Source organism: Candidatus Phycorickettsia trachydisci, from assembly GCF_003015145.1.
GTDB lineage: Bacteria > Pseudomonadota > Alphaproteobacteria > Rickettsiales > Rickettsiaceae > Phycorickettsia > Phycorickettsia trachydisci.
Map to the genome: position 1 here is coordinate 83,156 of NZ_CP027845.1, position 18,977 is coordinate 102,132.

Here is an 18,977-nt window from a genome sequence, read left to right on the forward strand (position 1 = left end):
AATTATGATTTTCGTTTAGTTCTTTTATTTTCTGTAACATTATTTTCAATAATCCATATTGCAGACTCAATGTCAATAGTATACGGATCTTTATCTTTGGGTAAAGCAAAAGATTTGTCTTTATATTTTAAATATGGGCCATATCTTCCTATTGCAGCAATCACTTCATGATTATCTTTATCAACACCAACTTTTCTTGGGAGGGATGCTAATTTTTTGGCAATCTCGTGGTTAATTTCAGAAGGCTTAATATTAGGCGGAATGCTTACCCTTTTAAACCCTGGATCTTTAGGATTATCTCCTACTTGCAAGTACCATCCATATGGCCCTTTCTTTAAGTATATAGGTAGGTGATCTTCTAAATATGCAAGTGGTGTTGTGGGTGGCGCTGTGCCTTCCTGTGCTTGGGCATTTATTTCTTCTTTTATCTCAGGTGTGCTAAGTTTCAAGGTAAAGGAGCAATCTGGATACCTTTTGCATGAATAAAACGCCCCGTATTTACCTATTTTTAGAGAAATCTCTGCTTGTTTGCATGTAGGGCACGTTTTATCTTCTTTCGCAAATACCTCATCATATAAAATGCGATCTAACCTTTCTAGCACTTCGGTAATACGAACATCCTGCATACTGCCAGCGCTTGAGGAAAATAAAGTCCAGAAATCATTGAGCAAATCCTTACCATCTCTCTTATGTTCAGCAATTTCATCTAGCTTTTCTTCTAAATCTGCCGTAAAACTATATTCTACGTATTTGCTGAAAAAATTCACCAAAAAAGCATTTGCGACAATACCTTGATTTTCAGGAATAAAACGCTTTTTGTCATCTAGATAAACATACTTTCGCTCTTGTATGACGGATAGTATTGGAGAATAAGTTGATGGTCGGCCAATTCCAAGTTCAACAAGCTTCTGGATTAAACTTGCCTCATTATAACGAGGTGGAGGTTCTGTAAAATGTTGTTTTGCCTCTATATCTTTGCACTCAAGCTTTTCATCTTCTGTTAAAGGTGGCAGTTTCTTATCATCATCTTCTTTATCATCAAGACCAAATACCTCATAAAAACCTTTGAAAACTAAAGTAGATCCGCTTGCATTTAGTAAAAATTTATTATCTGTAGAAGTAATTTTGGCCGTTACTATATGAAAAAGTGCGCTTTCCATCTGGCAAGCAACTGCCCTGTTCCAAATTAAAGTATAAAGCTTTAGTAGGTTATCATCCAACTTTCCTTGTAGATTTTGGGGGGTGAGATTAATATTGGTTGGCCTTATTGCTTCGTGTGCTTCTTGAGCATTTTTAGATTTGGATTTATAAACGCGAGGGGCTTTTGGAAGAAATTTATCTCCATACTTATCTTCTATGAATTTCCTTATGGAATTAACTGCATCGCCAGAAATATTAACACCGTCTGTCCTCATGTATGTTATAAGCCCAGCTTCTGTTCCATCAATATTTACGCCTTCATAAAGCCTTTGTGCTAGCTGCATGGTTAATTTTGTATTAAACCCTAGCTTGCGTGATGCATCTTGCTGCAAAGTCGATGTAATAAAAGGTGGTTGAGGATTACGCTTTTGTTGTTTTGCCTCGACGCTTAAGACTTTATAGTCCTTACTTTGCATCTGCTCTTTTAGGTCTAACGCCTCTTTCTCATTAGAAATGGATAATTTTTCTAACTTTTGACCATCAACTTGTATCAGCTTAGCTCTAAACTGCTCGTTATTTTCTTTTGCAAAATCTGCATGTAAATCCCAGTATTCTTCCTTTTTAAAGTGACGAATCTCACTTTCTCGCTCGCATATAATACGCAGCGCCACGGATTGCACACGCCCCGCAGATTTACATCCAGGAAGCTTGGTCCATAAAATTGGAGATAATGTAAAGCCAAATAAATAATCTAGGGCTCTTCGTGCTTGCTGGGCATCTACTAAGCTTAAGTCGATGTCTCTAGGATGTTTGACGGCATCTTGTACTGCTTGCTTTGTTATTTCGGTAAAGACTATTCTTTTTATTGGCGTTGTTGCTTTTACCGCTTTTTTTTCTTTTAAAACTTCGACGACATGCCACGCTATACCCTCTCCTTCACGATCAGGGTCGGTTGCAAGGATAATTTCATCTGCTTTTTTCGCCTCTTTGGCGATAGCAGCTACATATTTTTGACTGCGATCGATTAATTCATACTTCATTAAAAAATTCTCTTCGGGCACTACGGATCCTTTTTTAGATGGTAGATCTCGTATATGACCATAAGATGCAAGTACGGTATAATCTTTTCCGAGATATTGATTAATACTCTTTGCTTTTGCGGGTGACTCAACTATAACTAATTTCATGATCTTATCTTTTTACTCATCAAATATTCTTGCAATTAAATTCGCTCCAATCAATACTATAACCTAAAGATTTAAAATTAAAATCATATTTATGTATTTAAAGACAAAAGAAGTTAGAGATAAATTTATAGAATACTTTACTAGAAATTCTCACAAACATGTTCCATCAAGCTCTCTTGTTCCAAGCAGCGACCCAAGCTTAATGTTTACTAACGCCGGTATGGTTCAGTTTAAAAACATCTTTATAGGTCTTGAAAAGCCAAGCTTTAAGCGAGCAGTATCAAGTCAAAAATGTGTACGCGCAGGTGGTAAGCATAATGATTTGGATAACGTTGGATATACAACAAGGCACCATACATTTTTTGAGATGCTCGGTAATTTTTCTTTTGGAGACTATTTCAAGGAAGAAGCAATATTTTATGCTTGGGAGCTGCTGACGAAAGATTTCCTTATCCCAGCAAATAAGATGTATGTTACCGTACATCCCGAAGATTTAGAGGCTTTAAATATTTGGAAAAAGCTCACGGGTTTTAGTGACGATAGAATTATAAAGATTAAAGATAATTTTTGGTCTATGGGAGATACGGGACCATGCGGACCTTGTACCGAGATATTCTATGATCACGGTGAAAAAGTATTTGGAGGTTTACCTGGAACTAAGGACGAAGATGGTGATAGATATATTGAGATCTGGAACATAGTTTTTATGGAATTTGATCAAGTAAGAGGTAAAAAAGTACCTCTTCCAATGAAATCCATAGATACCGGTATGGGATTAGAGAGGATTGCTGCAGTGTTACAGGGGCAGTGTGACAATTATGCAACAGATTTATTCCAAGAAATTATAGCGTCAGTTGAAAAATTGACAAAAGTTCCAGCAACCGATGAGAAAAAATTCTCACACAGAATCATTGCCGATCATCTTAGATCTAGTGCATTTTTAATTGCAAATGGCGTTCTTCCTTCAAATGAAGAAAGAGGATATGTTTTGCGTAGGATTATGAGAAGGGGAATGCGTCATTTGCAACAACTGGGGACTAAAGATCCTAGTATGCATTTATTGCTTGATGACCTTATTAAGATCACGGGGGAGAAGCAGCTTGTAAAAGCAAAAGATGTGATCGCAAATATAATGTTAAGCGAAGAAACTAGGTTTCATGAAACCTTAAATCATAGTCTCAAGGTTTTAAACGAAGAGATTAAAGATTTAAAGCCAGGAGGCGTATTGTCAGGAGAAAGTGCATTTAAGTTATACGATACCTACGGTATGCCTTTAGATTTAACTATGGATATTTTGCGAGAAAAGGGTTTGAAGGTTGATGAAAAAGGCTTTGAGTCTAAAATGGAAGAGCAAAAGCAACAAGGTAAAAAGTCATGGCAAGGATCTGGGGATGAAAAGCAGGAATCAGTATGGTTTAAGTTACAAGATCTCCCAAGTACAAAATTTGTTGGGTATGATACATTAAATGCTTCAGGAAAAATAATAGGTATAGTTCAAGATAACCATACTGTAGATAGTCTAAAGCCAAATAGAGATTTTTGGATTATAACTGACCAAACGCCTTTTTATGCAGAATCTGGAGGGCAAAAAGGAGATATCGGCCAAATTACTAGCGAATCTTATGTATTAGAAGTGACTGATACTCAAAAGTTTTTGAATTTTCATGCGCATCTCTGCAAACCAGTTGCTATCGCTAAAGATATCAAAGTTGGAGATGGGGTAATTTTAGAGGTTGAGGGTTCGTATAGAGATAATATTAGAAAAAATCATACAGCAACACATTTGTTGCATAGTGCATTGAAAAAGGTACTTGGCACTCATGTAATGCAAAAAGGATCTCTTGTTGCAGCAGATAGATTGCGTTTTGATTTTAATTATGACAAGCCGCTTTCTTTGGGGCAGATAGAGCAAATCGAAACACAAGTTAATGGGGTTATAATTAGAAACCTAGAAGTAAAAATCAGCATTATGGACAAAGATAAAGCTGAAGCTATGGGTGCCATGATGTTATTTGGTGAGAAGTATGACGATAAAGTAAGGGTTATATCTGTGGGCAAGAACGATTCAATTGAACTTTGCGGAGGTACGCATGTTGCAAGAAGTGGAGATATTGGCTTATTCAAGATAGTCTCTCAAACATCTGTTGCATCAGGCGTAAGAAGGATAGAGGCTGTAGTTGGTTTAGATGCTTTGGATTTAGTTCAAGAGCAGAACAGAAATTTGATAGAAGCAAAAGGGTTTTTAGAGGAAAATCAAAAAGAAAGTAACAAACGTATCGTAAATCTTGAGAATAAACTTTTGCAGCAAAGCTTTATATTTGAGCATAAAATGCTTAAAAAAGATGATCTGTGGGTTAGGTATTTGATATGTGATTCAAGTAGTAAAAACCTTAAAGATGTAGTCAATTTTTGTGCCCAAAAATTCCAAGATTCCATTGTCGCCATCATTTGCCTGCAAGATGAGAGAACTTCAATAATTGGAGCAACTAAAGGTGAATACAACACTGCTGATTTCATAAAGAAGATTGCATCTGGCTTCGAAGGCTCTGCTGGGGGAAACGCTGGCTTTGCCCAAGGTGGATTTAGGCAGGTTAAGGAAAAGGAGATAGAGAGTTTTTTACATAATGTATAGATTTTGACATTACACTAAAGTTATGAGACCATTAATATAGTTATTATTAAAACTAAATAAAGGGAATTATTATGGAAGATTTATGGCATAAAGTTACAGGTTTTATAATGTATCATGACTTTGAAGGATTTCGTCAGTTAGTTGAACAAGAAAATATGGTTCAATCAAAGAATGAGAATGATAACACGCTTTTACATCTAGTGGGATATTCCGTTAATGCTCAAGGTGGTGACGAATGGGATAATTATAATTCATTTATTACATACCTACTAGACAAAAAAGTTGATGTTAATGCTAAAAATAATAAAGGAGAAACAGCTTTAGATTTATCTCTAAGACATGGTGCGTCGGCAGAGACGAAATTATTGCTGATACACGGGGCTCAAGCTGGTAATATGAATATCGAACAGTTGTCTAGCTTATTATTTAGTGTGAGCTATCAATTAATTGATTATCCTGAAGATTATAATTTGAATGAAAAAGTTAAGTTAATTTGTGGAGCACTTGATGCTTATAATAAAGTCAAATCAACATATCCCGAAGAATTAGCTGAAGCATTTTCAAGGTCTGGTGAAGGAAGTATTCGAGAATACAAAGGCATAATAGATAGCCATGTTCATGAGCTCATGCAGGATATAGAATCTCATTCTCCTACAGAGGAAAAGTTAGAGTTATCGGAGAGATTGCGAACAAACTTTCACTTTGATGATGATAATTTAGTAGATCAATTGGGAAGTACCTCTATTGTTGGAGATCCTGATGGTACTGTATTAGACTAAATATAACCAGTATAAAGCAAAAGCATTTGTTATTAATAAACTCATTTTAATGTTGAGGCTGGAGAAAATCTTGGCTTTGCTTAAGGTGGATTTAGAAAAGTGAAAGCAAAAGAGATAGAGAATCTATTGCAAAATGGTAATCTTTTTGGTATCATCCCAGGTCGTGAGATAATTGTAATTTAAAATTAAGGTTATAAAATTATTGTGAAAGATTCGTGTTATAAGGTCAATAAAATTAATACGGAGGACTTTTGGTATGAGGTCAATGAAATTGTATGCAGCGGAAAGTTTGAAGAATTTCGTCAATTCGTTGAGAGCAAAAATAAAATTCTTCAATCAACAAACAAGGTTAGAAGTACTCAAGTTAAGGATGAAATTAATATTTTTAAATTAGCCAACAGAGATAAGGATACTTTATTACATTTAGTAGCTCGCCATACTGAGGGTAGATTGGATGATATTAAATTTAACTATATTCCGTTTATTAAATATCTGTTAGAGAAAGAAGTAGATATTAATGCTCGAAATAAAGTAGGCAAAACACCTTTAGATTTATCTACTCAATTTGGATGTTCGAGAGAGACAATTTTTCTACTCAAGCATGGTGCTAAATCTGATCATATGAGTACAAAGCAGTTATCTGATTTACTATTTGGTGTGCGCGATTTTAGATTTTCAGAAGATGATCAAGAAGAGTGTAAAGATGACTCGCATAATGAAGTCAAGTTAATTTGTGGAGTACTTGACGCTTACAATAAATGTAAGAGAGCATCTCCTAAAAAGTTCGCATCATCCTTAAATGAAATAAGACAAAATGACATTCAAGGATATATCAATGAATTGTTTTATATATGTTCTAAAGATGCAAGTTTATTAGAAACAGTGAAAGATTATTTTGATCCTAACACCATTCTTATAGGTATGATTGCTAAGGATAATAATATTCTTGATATTGCGGAAGATTAGATATAACCTATGATGATTGATGAGTAGGGATATAGATTCGAAGGAAATGATTATGACATTTCTTCACTTGGCTTATCGTCGCATTCCCCTATGTTGAGACTGTTTAAAGCATCCACGACTTGTTCATTATGAGGATCGGAAGGTTGAGGATTGGAAGTCTTGATAGAAAAAAATATTGCAAAAGGATTCTTGCTCACAGATGCTAATTTTATGGAATCTTTATCTTCTAAAAATTCAAGTATGCATGAAACGTAAGGAATAGCTGCTAGAGTTTCTTTTTGATTATAGTGTTTTTCTACTCGAGTTTGAAGATATTCTAAAGGTGATGTTTTAGGTTGTTTTAGGGCCTCATCGATACTATTATATAATGGTATAATAAGCTCTTTATATAATTTCATTACATTATTGCCGCTCAAATTCTCCGTGTTGATTTCTTTAGAATCGCTTAAACAAGCAGCAAAATGTTTCATTATTTCGTAATCTTGGCTTTTGTTTTGAGAGTAAATAGCTGGATTACTATAACTCTGAATTTCTTTAGTTCTGTTTTTTAAGTATTCCAGATTTTTTCCATCTGGTCTTATGAACGCATCATATAATTTATCCATAATATATTCTTTATAAGATTGATTTTCTAAGGCATATTTGAATAAATATAATACTACACCATGAGACTTTATTGGATCGTATATGATTTTGTTGCTACATATGTTATAAATTGTATCTTTATCTAAATTTTGAGGTTTAGATTTTAATAATTTAACCATTAAATCAAAGCGCCCCTTATACCCTATTATTTTTTGTACACTTATTTTGGATATATCTGCGCCAGACTTGAGTAAGTCTTGTATAATCTGGTTGCTAAATTGATTGGCATTACTGATGGCATAACGTAGAGGTGTATTGTCTTGATGGTCTGTTTTTTCGAGGTTAGCGCCAGCGTCAACTAACATTTTTACTATTAATGTCTGGCCGCAAGTTATAGCATGATAGAGAGGCGTATGGTCATATTTATCTGGTGTTTCAGTATTGGCTCTAGCGTTGAGCAAATCTCCTACTACTGACTCCAGATTGCGTTTTACGGCATGATGTAAAGGAGTGCTGCCATGTGTATCTAAATTTTCAATATCAGCACCAGCATTACGCAAAGCTTTTATTATATCTTTGTAGCCATAATATATGGCATGATGCAAAGGTGTGCTACCGTGTAGATTCCAAACTTCTTTATCGGCGCCAGCGTCTAGCAGTACCTGGACTATTGCTAGATTATTTCTATAAATTGCATGATGCAAAGGGGTGCTGCCTTTCGAATCTAAAGCTTCTTTATTGCATCTAGCATCAAGCAAGATACGTACCGCTTCTATTCTGTCTACAGAAATTGCGTAATGTAAAGGGCTGCTATGTTCAGGGTCAGGTTCTTCTATATCGAACCCTTGAGTTATTAAATTTACTAGTTGTGTAATATCGTTATCCTTAATAGCTTCGTATATAGGAGTTAAAGCTAGTTCATCTGGTTGCTGCATTGCTTATATACCTTAATTAACTAATTCAATGCTAGCATATCGAGTTTATGTAACAAAATTGTTTTATTAATAAAGATACTTTGCAATATTTAGAAAATCTTGAGGTAATAACGTTTCAGGACGTTGAGAAGGTGAAATAGATAAGTTTTTAAAATCTTCTTCTGAGAGGGCTAAAATGCCTTTAAGCATTTTTCTTCGCTTAGAAAAACACATGCGCAAGACTTGCTCAAACTTTTTAAATACTTCAGGCTCTATATTCAGATTATTTGGCTTTGCTTGAAGTATGGAAGATGTAACTTTTGGCATAGGTTTAAATGCTTCTTTAGGTACATCAAAGCTGTTTTCTACATCTGCTGCAATCTGACAAAAGATGCTTAACCTGCCGTAATCTTTGTTATTATGCTCAGAGCAAATTCTCTCTACAACTTCTTTTTGCATCATTAATGTTAAATGCTCTATGTATTCTTTTGTACTTGGCGCGAGCCAATTACAAATAAGCTTTGATGCGATGTTATATGGAAGGTTAGAGATAATAACGCATTTTTCGTTTACTAAATCGGGAATTTTAATCCTTAAGGCATCTTCTTGCAATAAAGTGACGTTTTGCGCATCCCTATATTTAGTCAATAAGTATGCTGCAAGCATTTTATCTTTTTCTATTAAGATAAGACGTTTAGGATTTTTCTTTAATATAGAATTTGTGAGTGCTCCATATCCTGGGCCTACTTCAATGACAGTTTTAGCTGTAATACTGCAGCTAGATGCAACGATGTCATCACAGATATGTTCATCTTGTAAAAAATGCTGTCCTAAGGACTTTTTGGCTTTCATGTGGTGCTTAGAAAGTCTTTGTGAATTACTTTAATTCCGCTGTCTTTAAATGCTACCTCATATTTACTGTAATCAAGTTCTTTTACAACGAGTCCTGCTCCAAAAATTTTGTGAAATATTTTCATACCAGGGTTTAATTTTGAAGGGGAGGCAAATGAAGGAAATGAATCTTTCACTAGTAAATCTTCCTTAATCTCTAAAGCAAATTGGGAAGGAGATTGGGGTGCGTAGTAGTTATCCTTTGTTTTCATATAAGTTGAATAGCTTATATAAAGGTTATACTTTGCTCTTGTTACTGCTACGTAAGCTACCCTACGCTCTTCGGCTAAGTTGCTCATACCTTTGCTGCTAGGGAAAATTCCTTGATTCCAATTCGGCAAAAATACTGTGTCAAATTCGAGACCTTTTGCTCCGTGCACTGTCATAACCTTAACAACGAAATCGCTATCCTCTTCTTTTTCTTCGTTAACCAATGCGGCATGTTCTAAGAATTTATATATATCGTCATATTCCCCAATAGTGACAAGTAATTCTTTGACGTTATCCACCTTGCCTTGTTCAAATGTGTTTTGAACAAGCATTAGCATATAACCAGACTCTTCCAAAATCTTCTCAACGGCTTCGCTTGCCTTGAGTTCCATAAAATATTTTTTCCATCTCTCAAGACCTTGGATTAGTTTTTCAAGTTCGGTTGTTCCTTTTTTACTGATTGAGCCGGCGTCCAACATCATTTTGATACTTTCATGTAGAGATATTCCATGATCAGAAGCATTTGCTCTGAATTTTGCCATACTAGCATCGCCTATCCCTCTTTTGGGAACGTTAATAATACGCTCTAAAGCTATATCATCATTTACGTTTAGGGTAGCTCTAATGTAAGCAAGAACATCTTTTACTTCTTTAAGTTCATAGAACCTAGTTGTGCCTATAATTTTGTAATTAATTCTATTTCGCAAGAAAGTATCTTCTAAAATTCTAGTCTGGAAGTTTGTTCGCACAAGCACTGCAACGGAAGAATCATGCGATAATTTTAAAATTTCTTGAGATATAAACTCAGCTTCGCTACCAGAGTTAGTGCAACATACAAGCTTAATAGGGTTAGTTGCATGCGAAGCGCTACTTTTTAAGTTTTTATCGTATCGATCTTTATTATTAGATATAATGCTTTGTGCAACATCTAGTATTCGCTGAGTTGAGCGATAATTGTTAGAAAGAGTAATAATTTGGGTATTTGGAAAATCTTTATGAAAGCCTAAAATATTACTAACCTGTGCACCTCGCCAGCTATATATACTTTGATCGTCGTCACCTACGCAGCATATGTTTTGTTTTTGACCAGCAATCTTTCTGACCCACTCATATTGGATTTTATTAGTATCTTGATACTCATCAACTAAGATATAGTCAAATTGCTCTTGATACATCCTTAGCACGCTTTCGTATTGGTCAAAAATCTTATTCACATAAAGTAAAATATCGCCGAAATCAGCTAAATTAGCTGTTTGTAGTCGATCTTGATAGTGCTTATAAATAGCAACTGCTGTTTTATCATGATGATCTACTTGATCTGGAAAAAGGTTTAAATCTTTCCATGAGGTAATAAGATGGTGAGCTGCTTTATAATCTAGCTTATTGTTATCAAAGTTATGGTCTATGTAGATGTTTTTAATTAGCTTAATTTGATCTGGATAATCTATAATAGTCAAATTACTTGCAAGATCTATTAAATTCGCATGAGTTCTTAAGATCCTTAAAGCAGTAGAATGAAACGTGCCTAAATAATTTATTTTTTGTCCGCAAAGTCGCATAATTCTATCTTGCATCTGATATGCTGCCTTATTAGTAAATGTAACAGCTAGGATGTTATTTGGGGTGCAAATGCTTTGCGCGAGGAGATGTGCAATTTTGTATGTAATAACGGTAGTTTTACCAGTACCGGCTCCTGCAAGGACTAGGAGAGGGCCTTTAGTGTTGAGGACTGCTTCTTTTTGATTGGGGTTTAGTATACTTAAATCCAACATGACGGGGGCAAGATAAATTTTTTATTATTTCAGTTGTATGATCTACTATTATTCTAGATTTTTTGTTCAGTTCCTTCTAAAAGTATCCCAAAAATCATCACCTTGCAATAGACCCTTAGTTTAGTGGATTTTTTCTAATCTTTTTATATGCCTTCCGCCTTCAAAACCCCTGGTTAAAAAGGTTTTTACTATATCTTGTGCTTCAGAAGTGGAAACAATTTTAGAGCCTAGTACGAGGACATTGGCATCATTATGCGATCTTGCCTTAAAGGCCATATACTGATTGTGGCACATAGCCGCTCTTATCTTAGATAATCTGTTGGCACATATTGACATTCCAATACCGGTGCCGCAGATTAGAATGCCCATTTTTATACCGTTTTCTACGATTTGTTCACAAACAAGTTTAGCATAATCAGGGTAATCAACAGATACATCTGCTGATTTTGTTCCGCAGTCTATAACTTTGTATGACAAAGATTCAAGCAAGCTTTTGATCTTTTCTTTAAGATTAAATCCTTTATGATCAGAAGCGATTGCAATCTTGTTCATTAAAAAGCTTTAGTTTTAATTCTTGCTGCTTTACCTTTTAGGCTCTTTAAGTAATATAATTTAGCTCTTCTGACAATACCTTGAGATATAACCTCGATACCTACAACATTTGGAGCATATTGCATGAAAGTTCTCTCTACTCCTTCGCCGTGGCTGATTTTAAATAATTTGAAGCAAGATGTGAGACCTCTGTTTCTTTTGCTAATGACAATACCTTGGAAAGCTTGAATTCTTTCGGTTGTTCCTTCTTGAATTTTAATACTTACTTTTAAAGTATCGCCGGCTTTAAATTCTGGAACTTTTTTATTTTCAGATAATTTTTGTATTTCTCTTTCTTGCAATTGAACTACTGTAGGATGCATATAAATTACACTTATTTATTGTTTTTTACCAGCAAGTCTGGCCTTCTTAATTTTGTTATTTCTAAAGAAGCATTCCGCCTCCACTGTTTTATTTCTTCATGGTTGCCTGATAAAAGTACTTGCGGCACTTCCAGGCTATTCCAAATTTGTGGCCTTGTGTATAAAGGATATTCTAAGAGCCCCTTTAATTCACCTTGTGGATTAAATGACTCATTTTTTAAATTTTCGGTATTCTCAACCACCCCCTCAAGCAACCTAATACAGCTATCGGCAAGAGCCAAAGCTGCAATTTCACCGCCCGAGAGTATAAAATCCCCTAAACTAACTTCCTCTATATTGTAATAGTTTAGGACTCTTTGGTCAATACCTTCAAATCGAAGGCAAATTATTATTAAGCTTTGGTTGTTAAGGCTTACGATTTGTTGAACCATTTGTTGATTTATCACTTTACCGCGTGGAGAAGTGTATAAAATGCGTGAATTTGGTTTTTGCTCTAAGGCAAAATCAATTGCGCTACTTAGCACATCGGGTCGTACAACCATACCGCTTCCACCGCCATACGGAATATCATCCACCTTCTTGTGCTTCGTAATGCCAAAGTTCCTGATATTTACTACATCATACGACCATATACCTTTTTCTAAAGCTTTACCGCTTAAAGAAAAGCCAAGTGGGCCTGGGAATATTTCGGGAAAGGTTGTTAAAAAGGTAATGTGTAGTTTAGACATTTAGTATAAGATTTTTGCACCTCAAACATTCTAACAAATAATTCTTAGATGCAAAAATTGTTATATTCTAACCTTCAGTAGCTTCTTCATAATGAGAGTGGCCAGATATCTCAACTGGAATATGATTATCCCCAATATCAATATGTTCTATTCCTGGTACAACTTCGCTTGCATCAATATCAGATAAAAGGGGTTGGGATAATTGGCTTATGTGACCTTCTATGCTTGAAATGGAAGAACGTAAACTAATAATTATATCGGGAAGTTGTATATTATAGTGAGTAGTGCCGTCTGCTTCTTTGATATAAATTATATTTGTGCATAAACCTTCTTGGTCTACTTCATAGCATGTAGAATGACCTTCTTGATTAACAATGATTTTTCCTTCCCTTTCTCCACTGTAAGCCAAATTATTCATAGCTTTTTTAATTTTATTAAAGGCTACAGATTTTTGGGCTGCGTCATAATCTTCTAACAAAAGTATTTTTTGCATGTTACTTTCATTAGTGAAAAATTCACGAATTTCAGATTTTTTAAGATCAATTTTAATATCCTGATCTGAGTTGAGCATTTTCACAACTGCTGATGCACGATCTAAGTCTAATTCCTCTAAGAGATGGGAAGTAACGACTTTATTAAATATTGTATATTTACCTGTGTCCTTACCTGAATTTCCCCTATTTAATTCAACTCCATTTTCCATAAATAGAGACAAAAACTTCATCATCTTATCATTATCAAGTGTACCTCTGCTAGATCCCATAACTAAAGCATCATATAGAGGTGTGCATCCATATGTATTTACGGCATTTACGAATTCTTTTACGGCTTCAATACCTTTTTCTTCAGCTACTCTCTTGATAAGGCATTCTGTTGTTTCATAATCTTTGATCATGCAAGCGATATGTAGCGCAGAAGAGCCTGATTTTTTCTGGTACATTGGGTCAGAATCGTTTTCTAAAAGCCAATCTCTTAATACTATACTTTTCTCTTCAATAGCGGCCATCAGTTCAGACTCAAGGTTTAATCCAGAGCCTCTTTTGATATCTTGTGGCCTAATATGAGGTAATATTTCCTCAATCTTGTCGCCAAAAAAGCCGTATGCAGCAAGATGTAAAATTGACATCCCTTTATATTTTTCTATTTCTCCTGAATATATAGGGTTAGTATCATTACCTTGGTAATTTGCTAATTCGATAGCCTTTATCAGTTTACTAGAATACTCTTTCGATATTTTTATTTTATAATTGCTTATAAGTTCTTTTAAAGGTTTTGTGGTTTCTTCAAGCCCTGCCCTAGCTTTTTCTACTTCTTCTTCCGACTTGCCTATTGATGATTCGTACATAAGATCTTTTAGTTCATGTATTCTATTGTCTAAAGGATCTATAGACTTTGAGATCTCCTGAATTATTTCATTCAATAATGATTCTAGTGTAGTCATAATAGTAATTTATATTTTTTATCTATTAATAATTATAAACTATAAATTTTTAACAATCAAATTATTATGCAATAATTATTATATCCTAACTTTCTGTAACTTCTTCCTCGTTAGAGTGACCTAATAATCCAGGTTGATTTTGATTAGAAGCAATATCGAGATGCTCTATTCCTAGAGCAACTTCATTGACCGAGACGTTGCTTTCAATTAAGTTGATTTCTGATAATCTGGCTAACTGCTGATCTATCAACTCTATACTTGCTTTGTACTTAGCTTCTTCTAGATGATGATTTTGATTGCTAAAATCTATTAAAGCCTTCTTAATTTTGTTAAGTGCTAAGGATTTTTGAGGGGTATCATATACTTCTAACAAAAACATTTTTTGAATATTACTTTCGTTAATGAAAAATTCCCGAACACAAGGATCTTTAAGATAAATTGCAATATCTTGGCCTGAGTTGAGCATTTTAACAACTGTTAATACAACAAGATCTGAATCTAAAGTACAAGAATGAAAAAGAAAATTAAATGACATACATTTAAATTGATCCGTAAGTGAAAGTTCTTGATTAAAATCAAAACCTTTCTCTATAAATAGGTCTAAGAATTTAAGCATCTTGTGATTATCAATTGAGTGTTTTTGTCCTACAACTAAGGCCTCATATAAAGGTATGCATCCATGCTTATCCTGATCGTTTACAAATTCTTTGGCTGCCTCTATACCTTTTTCTTGAGCTACTCTCTTAATCAGACGTTCCGTTGTTTCATAATCTTTGACCATGCAAGAAATATGTAAGGCAGAAGCGCCGGATGCTTTTTTATACATCAAATCCGTATCATTTTCTAATAACCAGTCTCTTAAGGTTGTGTTTTCCTCTTCGATAGCTATCATGAGTTCAGATTCAAGCTTTAATCCGGAACCTCTTTTAATATCTTGTGGCCTAATATAAGGCAGTATTTCCTCAATTACACCTGCAAAATAACCAGATGCAGCAAGATGCAAAATAGAAACACCTTTACTTTGTTCTATTGCTCCCGAATATATGGGATTAGTATCGCTACCTTGTGAGTTTGCTGATTTGATAGCATCTACTAAATGATCAGAATACTTTTTTGATACTTCTATTACACAATTTACGCTGGCATTGGCATAATCTTCTTCCGCTTTTTTTAATCTTGTATCAGCTTCTCTTGTTTCTTCTTCTGAGCCGTTAAGTGCTTCGTTGTAAAGATTTATGGATTTGTTTACTTCTTTTGCCAAACGAATTGTAGTCTCATTGATCTCTTGAATAATTTCATTTAATAATGATTCCAATGTAGTCATAGTAGTAATTTATATTTTTATCTATTAGTAACTATAAACTATAAATTTTTAACAATCAAATTATTGTGTAAAAATTGTTATATCCTAAACTTCAGCAATTTCTTTGTCATGAGTGTGACCTAGTAGTTCAGGTTTAGTTTCGCTGGAAGCGAGGTCAAGATTTTCTATGCCTGAGGTAACTTTGCTTGCAGCATTAAACGTTTCGGTTGGGAAGAATTTGGATAATGTGTTTAGTTGTGCATCTATAAATCCTGATGTAATTTTGTACTTATCTTCTTTTAGATTATTACTTTGATGATCAAAATCTATTAATTCTTCTTTAATTTTATTCAGAGCTGTAAACTTTTGAGACAAATCATACTCTTCTAGCAAAATTATCTTTTGAATGTTGATTTTATCAGTGAAAAAACTGCTAATTGTAGGATTTTTGAGGTTAATTTGAATATTTTGTCCTGAATTTAACATTTTAACAGCCGCTGATGCAAGATCTAAATTTTGTAGAAGGTGAGAGGTAATGATAGTGTTGAACATAGTATATTCGCCTGTACGCTTACCAGAGTTTTTTTTGTCTAAATCTACTCCATTTTCGATGAATAAAGACAAAAATTTGAGCATGTGATGATTATCTAATGGTATTTCAGAATTGGGTGAATCAAGAACTAAGGCTTCGTATAAAGGGGTGCATCCAGATTCTTTTACAGCATTTACGAATTCTTTGACTGCGCTTGTATCTTTTTCTCTGGCCACCCTTTGAATAAGGCGTTCGGCTGTTTTATAATCCTTGATTAGGCAGGCAATATGCAAGGCGGAAGAACCGGATGATTTGCGGTACATTACATCAGCATCATTTTCTAATAGCCAGTCTCTTAATATTGTATTTTTTTCTTCTATAGCCTCCATAAGCTCAGATCCCATAAGCCCTCTTTTAATGTCCTGTGGTCTGATGTGGGACAATATTTCGTAAATATGGTTGCTAAATAGTCCCCATGCGATTAAATGTAAAATAGATGCGCCCTTATATTTTTTTATTTCTCTTGTGTATATGGGATTAGTATCATTGCCTTGGCTTTCTGCTAATTTGATAGCATCTATTAACCTTCTGGAGTAGTTTTCCGATAATTCCTTTCTATAGCTGTCACGCGCTTCCCTTAAAGCTTTTTTAGTTTGTTCTGAACCTACTATTGCTACATCTGCTCTTAAAGGATCTAGGGTCACCCTTTCATAGCATTCAATATTTTGAATTATGTTATTTAATAGTGTTCTTACTGTATCCATGGTAGTTTGTACTTTTGTGCCATTGTAGCTTATTAACGACCATGCACCGTAAGTTTTTCGTGATAAGTTATCAAATTTTTCGTATCTATTGTATTACAGGGCTGTATAGCTTTCTTGAAAAAGCGTAGATCTGACAGTCGCAATAATTATATAAGTCTTTGGGGGAAAGAGTTTTAGAAGAATGATTTGGACTTTAGATATTATGCTGATTATCCGTAGAGTCATTAAGTTCAATCTCTCCAATTTGCGTCATATCGTGGTTTGCGTGATCTATCAAGGAAAGTGGATCCGACTCAAGCTTGCTCTCTAGAAACTCTATAATCTGATTTAATTCATTGGATTCAGAAAGACTTTTAGCAGATTTCAACCCTTTTTCGACATTAGCGCCGTGGTCGGCTAATAGTTTTACCATCTTGAAGTTTTGATCATATATTGCTAAAGACATAGCACTGTTTAGATGATCTAAATCAGTGCTATCTGCAAGTAATAGTTTTACCATGCCCAAGTCTTTTCCCCACACTGCGGCTTTTAAAGCTTTTACATTCAAAGAATCGGGTATTTTATGTTGAAGTAATAGTTTTACTGTATCCAAATCTTTCGCCCTCACTGATGTTTCGAAAGCTGCTGCGTTCAAAGGATCATTGAAATTAGGTTTGTATTTCATTAATAAGCTGATTATTTCTTTTCTAGACAACACGCAATAATATAAAGCAGACAGACCATTATTTATGATTTGATTAGGATCGGCTCCTAAGCTGAGTAGTAAGTCTATCTGTTCTGGTGTTCCTGATACGATAGTATGTTTAAAAGTTTCAGTAGCATCTGCGCCATTTTCTAACAACAATTTTACCAATGACTGATTAGGTTGATCTATAGCTAGCATTAAAGGAGATATACCATCCTTGCCTGGAAGGTTAGGGTTGGCTCCTTTACCCAGTAATAATTTAACAATACTTTCTTGTTTTTCAAATGCCTCTTGAGTTAAAGAGCTTTGTATACCCTGTTGTTCGAAGAGAAGCTTAATCTTGTTGTTATTGATGATCAAAGCTAGCGGAGTAAATCCATTTGAATTATTAAATTGATTTAGGTTCCAGCTTTTGTCTAGAAAATATCTAATAAGTTCTATATTTTGTTCTATACAAGCTCCTTCGTAGTAATCTATATAGGTAATGTTTTCATCGAAAAATGAAAGTGGTAAATCTTCTTCTTTTAAAAAATTCACTGTCTCTTGGGATTTATCTGTTAAATTCTTGATTAAATAACCGTGTTGTAAAATTTTTTCTTGATCTTTTGTGAATTGAGTGGGGGCAAGTGTTTCTCCATTGAGCAATATTTTGTTACAAAATTCATTAAATTTTTTATTTTCCCTTACTAAAACTTCTTCGGGATTTTGGAATGTATCTTCTGTACAGTGAAATTCGTATTCAGTTACTTTTTGCTGTTTCCAAAAGAAGTAGACACTTTCGTAATTCCAAGTACTAATACCTGCTCCTTCAAATATTTCAAAGGCAAGATTATCTAAAAATGCCTGTAATGTAATAGCTCTTATAGATTTATTAGATGTTGAAGTGTCGTAATTAGTCCATTTTTCAATACTTTTGCTAAAAGCAAGATGACATAGCATGCCTCTTGACTCTAGATCCTCAGATACGTGAGTGAATAAAATAGAGTCTTTTGGTAAACTGGTTATTTCTTTGTGTGCATTACCAGAAAAACAAGACCATATATGAATGTGTAAAGGACTCTTTTTGCTTAATATATTTAGGAATGAAAAGATATCTTTAAAGCGATAACATAATCCATCCTCTCCTAAACTTAATCCATATACTTTATCAGAAGGTAGTTCTGATAAGCCGAGTTTATCACTACCATGCGCATGTATGTCAATCCTAGTTGTAGAATCTATTTTTCCCATGAGGGATATCCATTTATCTTGGTCCATGTGTCTTATAATTAAGGAATCTGGAGTAGAATAAAATTTTTCTATTTGTTTAAACTGGTCGGAATTTTCGGGTAAAAGATTATTACCAATAATCAGTAAACGTTTTAAAATCATATAATTCAAATTTATTTGGTTACTTTAGTTTTTACCATACTGAGACTATAAATACTAGTAATAACTTAAATATATTAGTTATAACCTCAGTATTCCTAAATTATTTTAGTTTATGTTTAAAAACTCTCAAAGTATAGTCAGCTTACTTTGGAAATAATTTCAA

General features: G+C 34.2%; 13 protein-coding genes and 1 pseudogene. 3 read left to right on the forward strand and 11 right to left on the reverse strand.

Going from position 1 to position 18,977, the window contains the following annotated elements; genetic code table 11:
* Positions 1 to 2: 2 nt before the first annotated feature.
* The gene (gene topA, locus phytr_RS00295) at positions 3 to 2,327 is read right to left on the reverse strand and encodes a type I DNA topoisomerase (protein ID WP_106873902.1); all 2,325 of its coding nucleotides are present in this window, start codon (positions 2,325 to 2,327) and stop codon (positions 3 to 5) included.
* 91 nt (positions 2,328 to 2,418) lie between these two features.
* On the opposite strand from topA, the pseudogene alaS reads away from it, so the two are divergent.
* The 3 genes and pseudogenes from alaS to phytr_RS00310 all read left to right on the forward strand — a co-directional run.
* A pseudogene (gene alaS / locus phytr_RS00300) lies at positions 2,419 to 4,896 on the forward strand (alanine--tRNA ligase); the annotation flags it as partial.
* A gap of 134 nt (positions 4,897 to 5,030) precedes the next feature.
* Complete coding sequence (locus phytr_RS00305) at positions 5,031 to 5,738, forward strand: ankyrin repeat domain-containing protein (protein ID WP_106873904.1); 708 nt, start codon at positions 5,031 to 5,033, stop codon at positions 5,736 to 5,738.
* Positions 5,739 to 5,942: 204 nt separating this feature from the next.
* Complete coding sequence (locus tag phytr_RS00310; RefSeq protein ID WP_106873905.1) at positions 5,943 to 6,704, forward strand: ankyrin repeat domain-containing protein; 762 nt, start codon at positions 5,943 to 5,945, stop codon at positions 6,702 to 6,704.
* 50 nt (positions 6,705 to 6,754) lie between these two features.
* On the opposite strand, the gene phytr_RS00315 is transcribed toward phytr_RS00310, so the two are convergent.
* The 10 genes from phytr_RS00315 to phytr_RS00360 form a co-directional block, all read right to left on the reverse strand.
* Entirely contained in the window at positions 6,755 to 8,224 is a 1,470-nt protein-coding gene (locus phytr_RS00315; protein WP_106873906.1) for an ankyrin repeat domain-containing protein, read from the reverse strand.
* Positions 8,225 to 8,290: 66 nt separating this feature from the next.
* Positions 8,291 to 9,055, reverse strand: coding sequence for a 16S rRNA (adenine(1518)-N(6)/adenine(1519)-N(6))-dimethyltransferase RsmA (gene rsmA, locus phytr_RS00320; protein ID WP_106873907.1), 765 nt, complete (start codon positions 9,053 to 9,055; stop codon positions 8,291 to 8,293).
* The gene (locus phytr_RS00325) at positions 9,052 to 11,076 is read right to left on the reverse strand and encodes an ATP-dependent helicase (protein WP_106873908.1); all 2,025 of its coding nucleotides are present in this window, start codon (positions 11,074 to 11,076) and stop codon (positions 9,052 to 9,054) included. Before phytr_RS00325 ends, rsmA begins: the two co-directional genes overlap by 4 nt.
* A gap of 120 nt (positions 11,077 to 11,196) precedes the next feature.
* On the reverse strand, positions 11,197 to 11,628 hold the full coding sequence (rpiB, locus tag phytr_RS00330; protein WP_106873909.1) for a ribose 5-phosphate isomerase B: 432 nt from the start codon (positions 11,626 to 11,628) through the stop codon (positions 11,197 to 11,199).
* Entirely contained in the window at positions 11,628 to 11,990 is a 363-nt protein-coding gene (rplS, locus tag phytr_RS00335) for a 50S ribosomal protein L19 (RefSeq protein WP_106873910.1), read from the reverse strand. Before rplS ends, rpiB begins: the two co-directional genes overlap by 1 nt.
* Positions 11,991 to 12,001: 11 nt before the next feature.
* The gene (gene trmD, locus phytr_RS00340) at positions 12,002 to 12,718 is read right to left on the reverse strand and encodes a tRNA (guanosine(37)-N1)-methyltransferase TrmD (RefSeq protein ID WP_106873911.1); all 717 of its coding nucleotides are present in this window, start codon (positions 12,716 to 12,718) and stop codon (positions 12,002 to 12,004) included.
* Between the two features lie 67 nt (positions 12,719 to 12,785).
* The gene (locus tag phytr_RS00345; RefSeq protein ID WP_106873912.1) at positions 12,786 to 14,159 is read right to left on the reverse strand and encodes an ankyrin repeat domain-containing protein; all 1,374 of its coding nucleotides are present in this window, start codon (positions 14,157 to 14,159) and stop codon (positions 12,786 to 12,788) included.
* 85 nt (positions 14,160 to 14,244) lie between these two features.
* The gene (locus phytr_RS00350) at positions 14,245 to 15,483 is read right to left on the reverse strand and encodes an ankyrin repeat domain-containing protein (RefSeq protein ID WP_106873913.1); all 1,239 of its coding nucleotides are present in this window, start codon (positions 15,481 to 15,483) and stop codon (positions 14,245 to 14,247) included.
* An 84-nt stretch (positions 15,484 to 15,567) separates the two neighbouring features.
* Positions 15,568 to 16,758, reverse strand: coding sequence for an ankyrin repeat domain-containing protein (locus phytr_RS00355; RefSeq protein WP_106873914.1), 1,191 nt, complete (start codon positions 16,756 to 16,758; stop codon positions 15,568 to 15,570).
* 193 nt (positions 16,759 to 16,951) lie between these two features.
* Positions 16,952 to 18,814, reverse strand: a complete 1,863-nt coding sequence (locus phytr_RS00360) for an ankyrin repeat domain-containing protein (protein ID WP_106873915.1) — start codon at positions 18,812 to 18,814, stop codon at positions 16,952 to 16,954.
* Positions 18,815 to 18,977: the final 163 nt, after the last annotated feature.

What these genes read in the sequence shown, in the direction of transcription:
- topA (WP_106873902.1), bottom strand. Translation starts at nt 2,327, where the DNA reads ATGAAATTAGTTATAGTTGAGTCACCCGCAAAAGCAAAGAGTATTAAT.
- phytr_RS00305 (WP_106873904.1), top strand. Translation starts at nt 5,031, where the DNA reads ATGGAAGATTTATGGCATAAAGTTACAGGTTTTATAATGTATCATGAC.
- phytr_RS00315 (WP_106873906.1), bottom strand. Translation starts at nt 8,224, where the DNA reads ATGCAGCAACCAGATGAACTAGCTTTAACTCCTATATACGAAGCTATT.
- rsmA (WP_106873907.1), bottom strand. Translation starts at nt 9,055, where the DNA reads ATGAAAGCCAAAAAGTCCTTAGGACAGCATTTTTTACAAGATGAACAT.
- phytr_RS00325 (WP_106873908.1), bottom strand. Translation starts at nt 11,076, where the DNA reads ATGTTGGATTTAAGTATACTAAACCCCAATCAAAAAGAAGCAGTCCTC.
- rpiB (WP_106873909.1), bottom strand. Translation starts at nt 11,628, where the DNA reads ATGAACAAGATTGCAATCGCTTCTGATCATAAAGGATTTAATCTTAAA.
- rplS (WP_106873910.1), bottom strand. Translation starts at nt 11,990, where the DNA reads ATGCATCCTACAGTAGTTCAATTGCAAGAAAGAGAAATACAAAAATTA.
- trmD (WP_106873911.1), bottom strand. Translation starts at nt 12,718, where the DNA reads ATGTCTAAACTACACATTACCTTTTTAACAACCTTTCCCGAAATATTC.
- phytr_RS00345 (WP_106873912.1), bottom strand. Translation starts at nt 14,159, where the DNA reads ATGACTACACTAGAATCATTATTGAATGAAATAATTCAGGAGATCTCA.
- phytr_RS00350 (WP_106873913.1), bottom strand. Translation starts at nt 15,483, where the DNA reads ATGACTACATTGGAATCATTATTAAATGAAATTATTCAAGAGATCAAT.
- phytr_RS00355 (WP_106873914.1), bottom strand. Translation starts at nt 16,758, where the DNA reads ATGGATACAGTAAGAACACTATTAAATAACATAATTCAAAATATTGAA.
- phytr_RS00360 (WP_106873915.1), bottom strand. Translation starts at nt 18,814, where the DNA reads ATGATTTTAAAACGTTTACTGATTATTGGTAATAATCTTTTACCCGAA.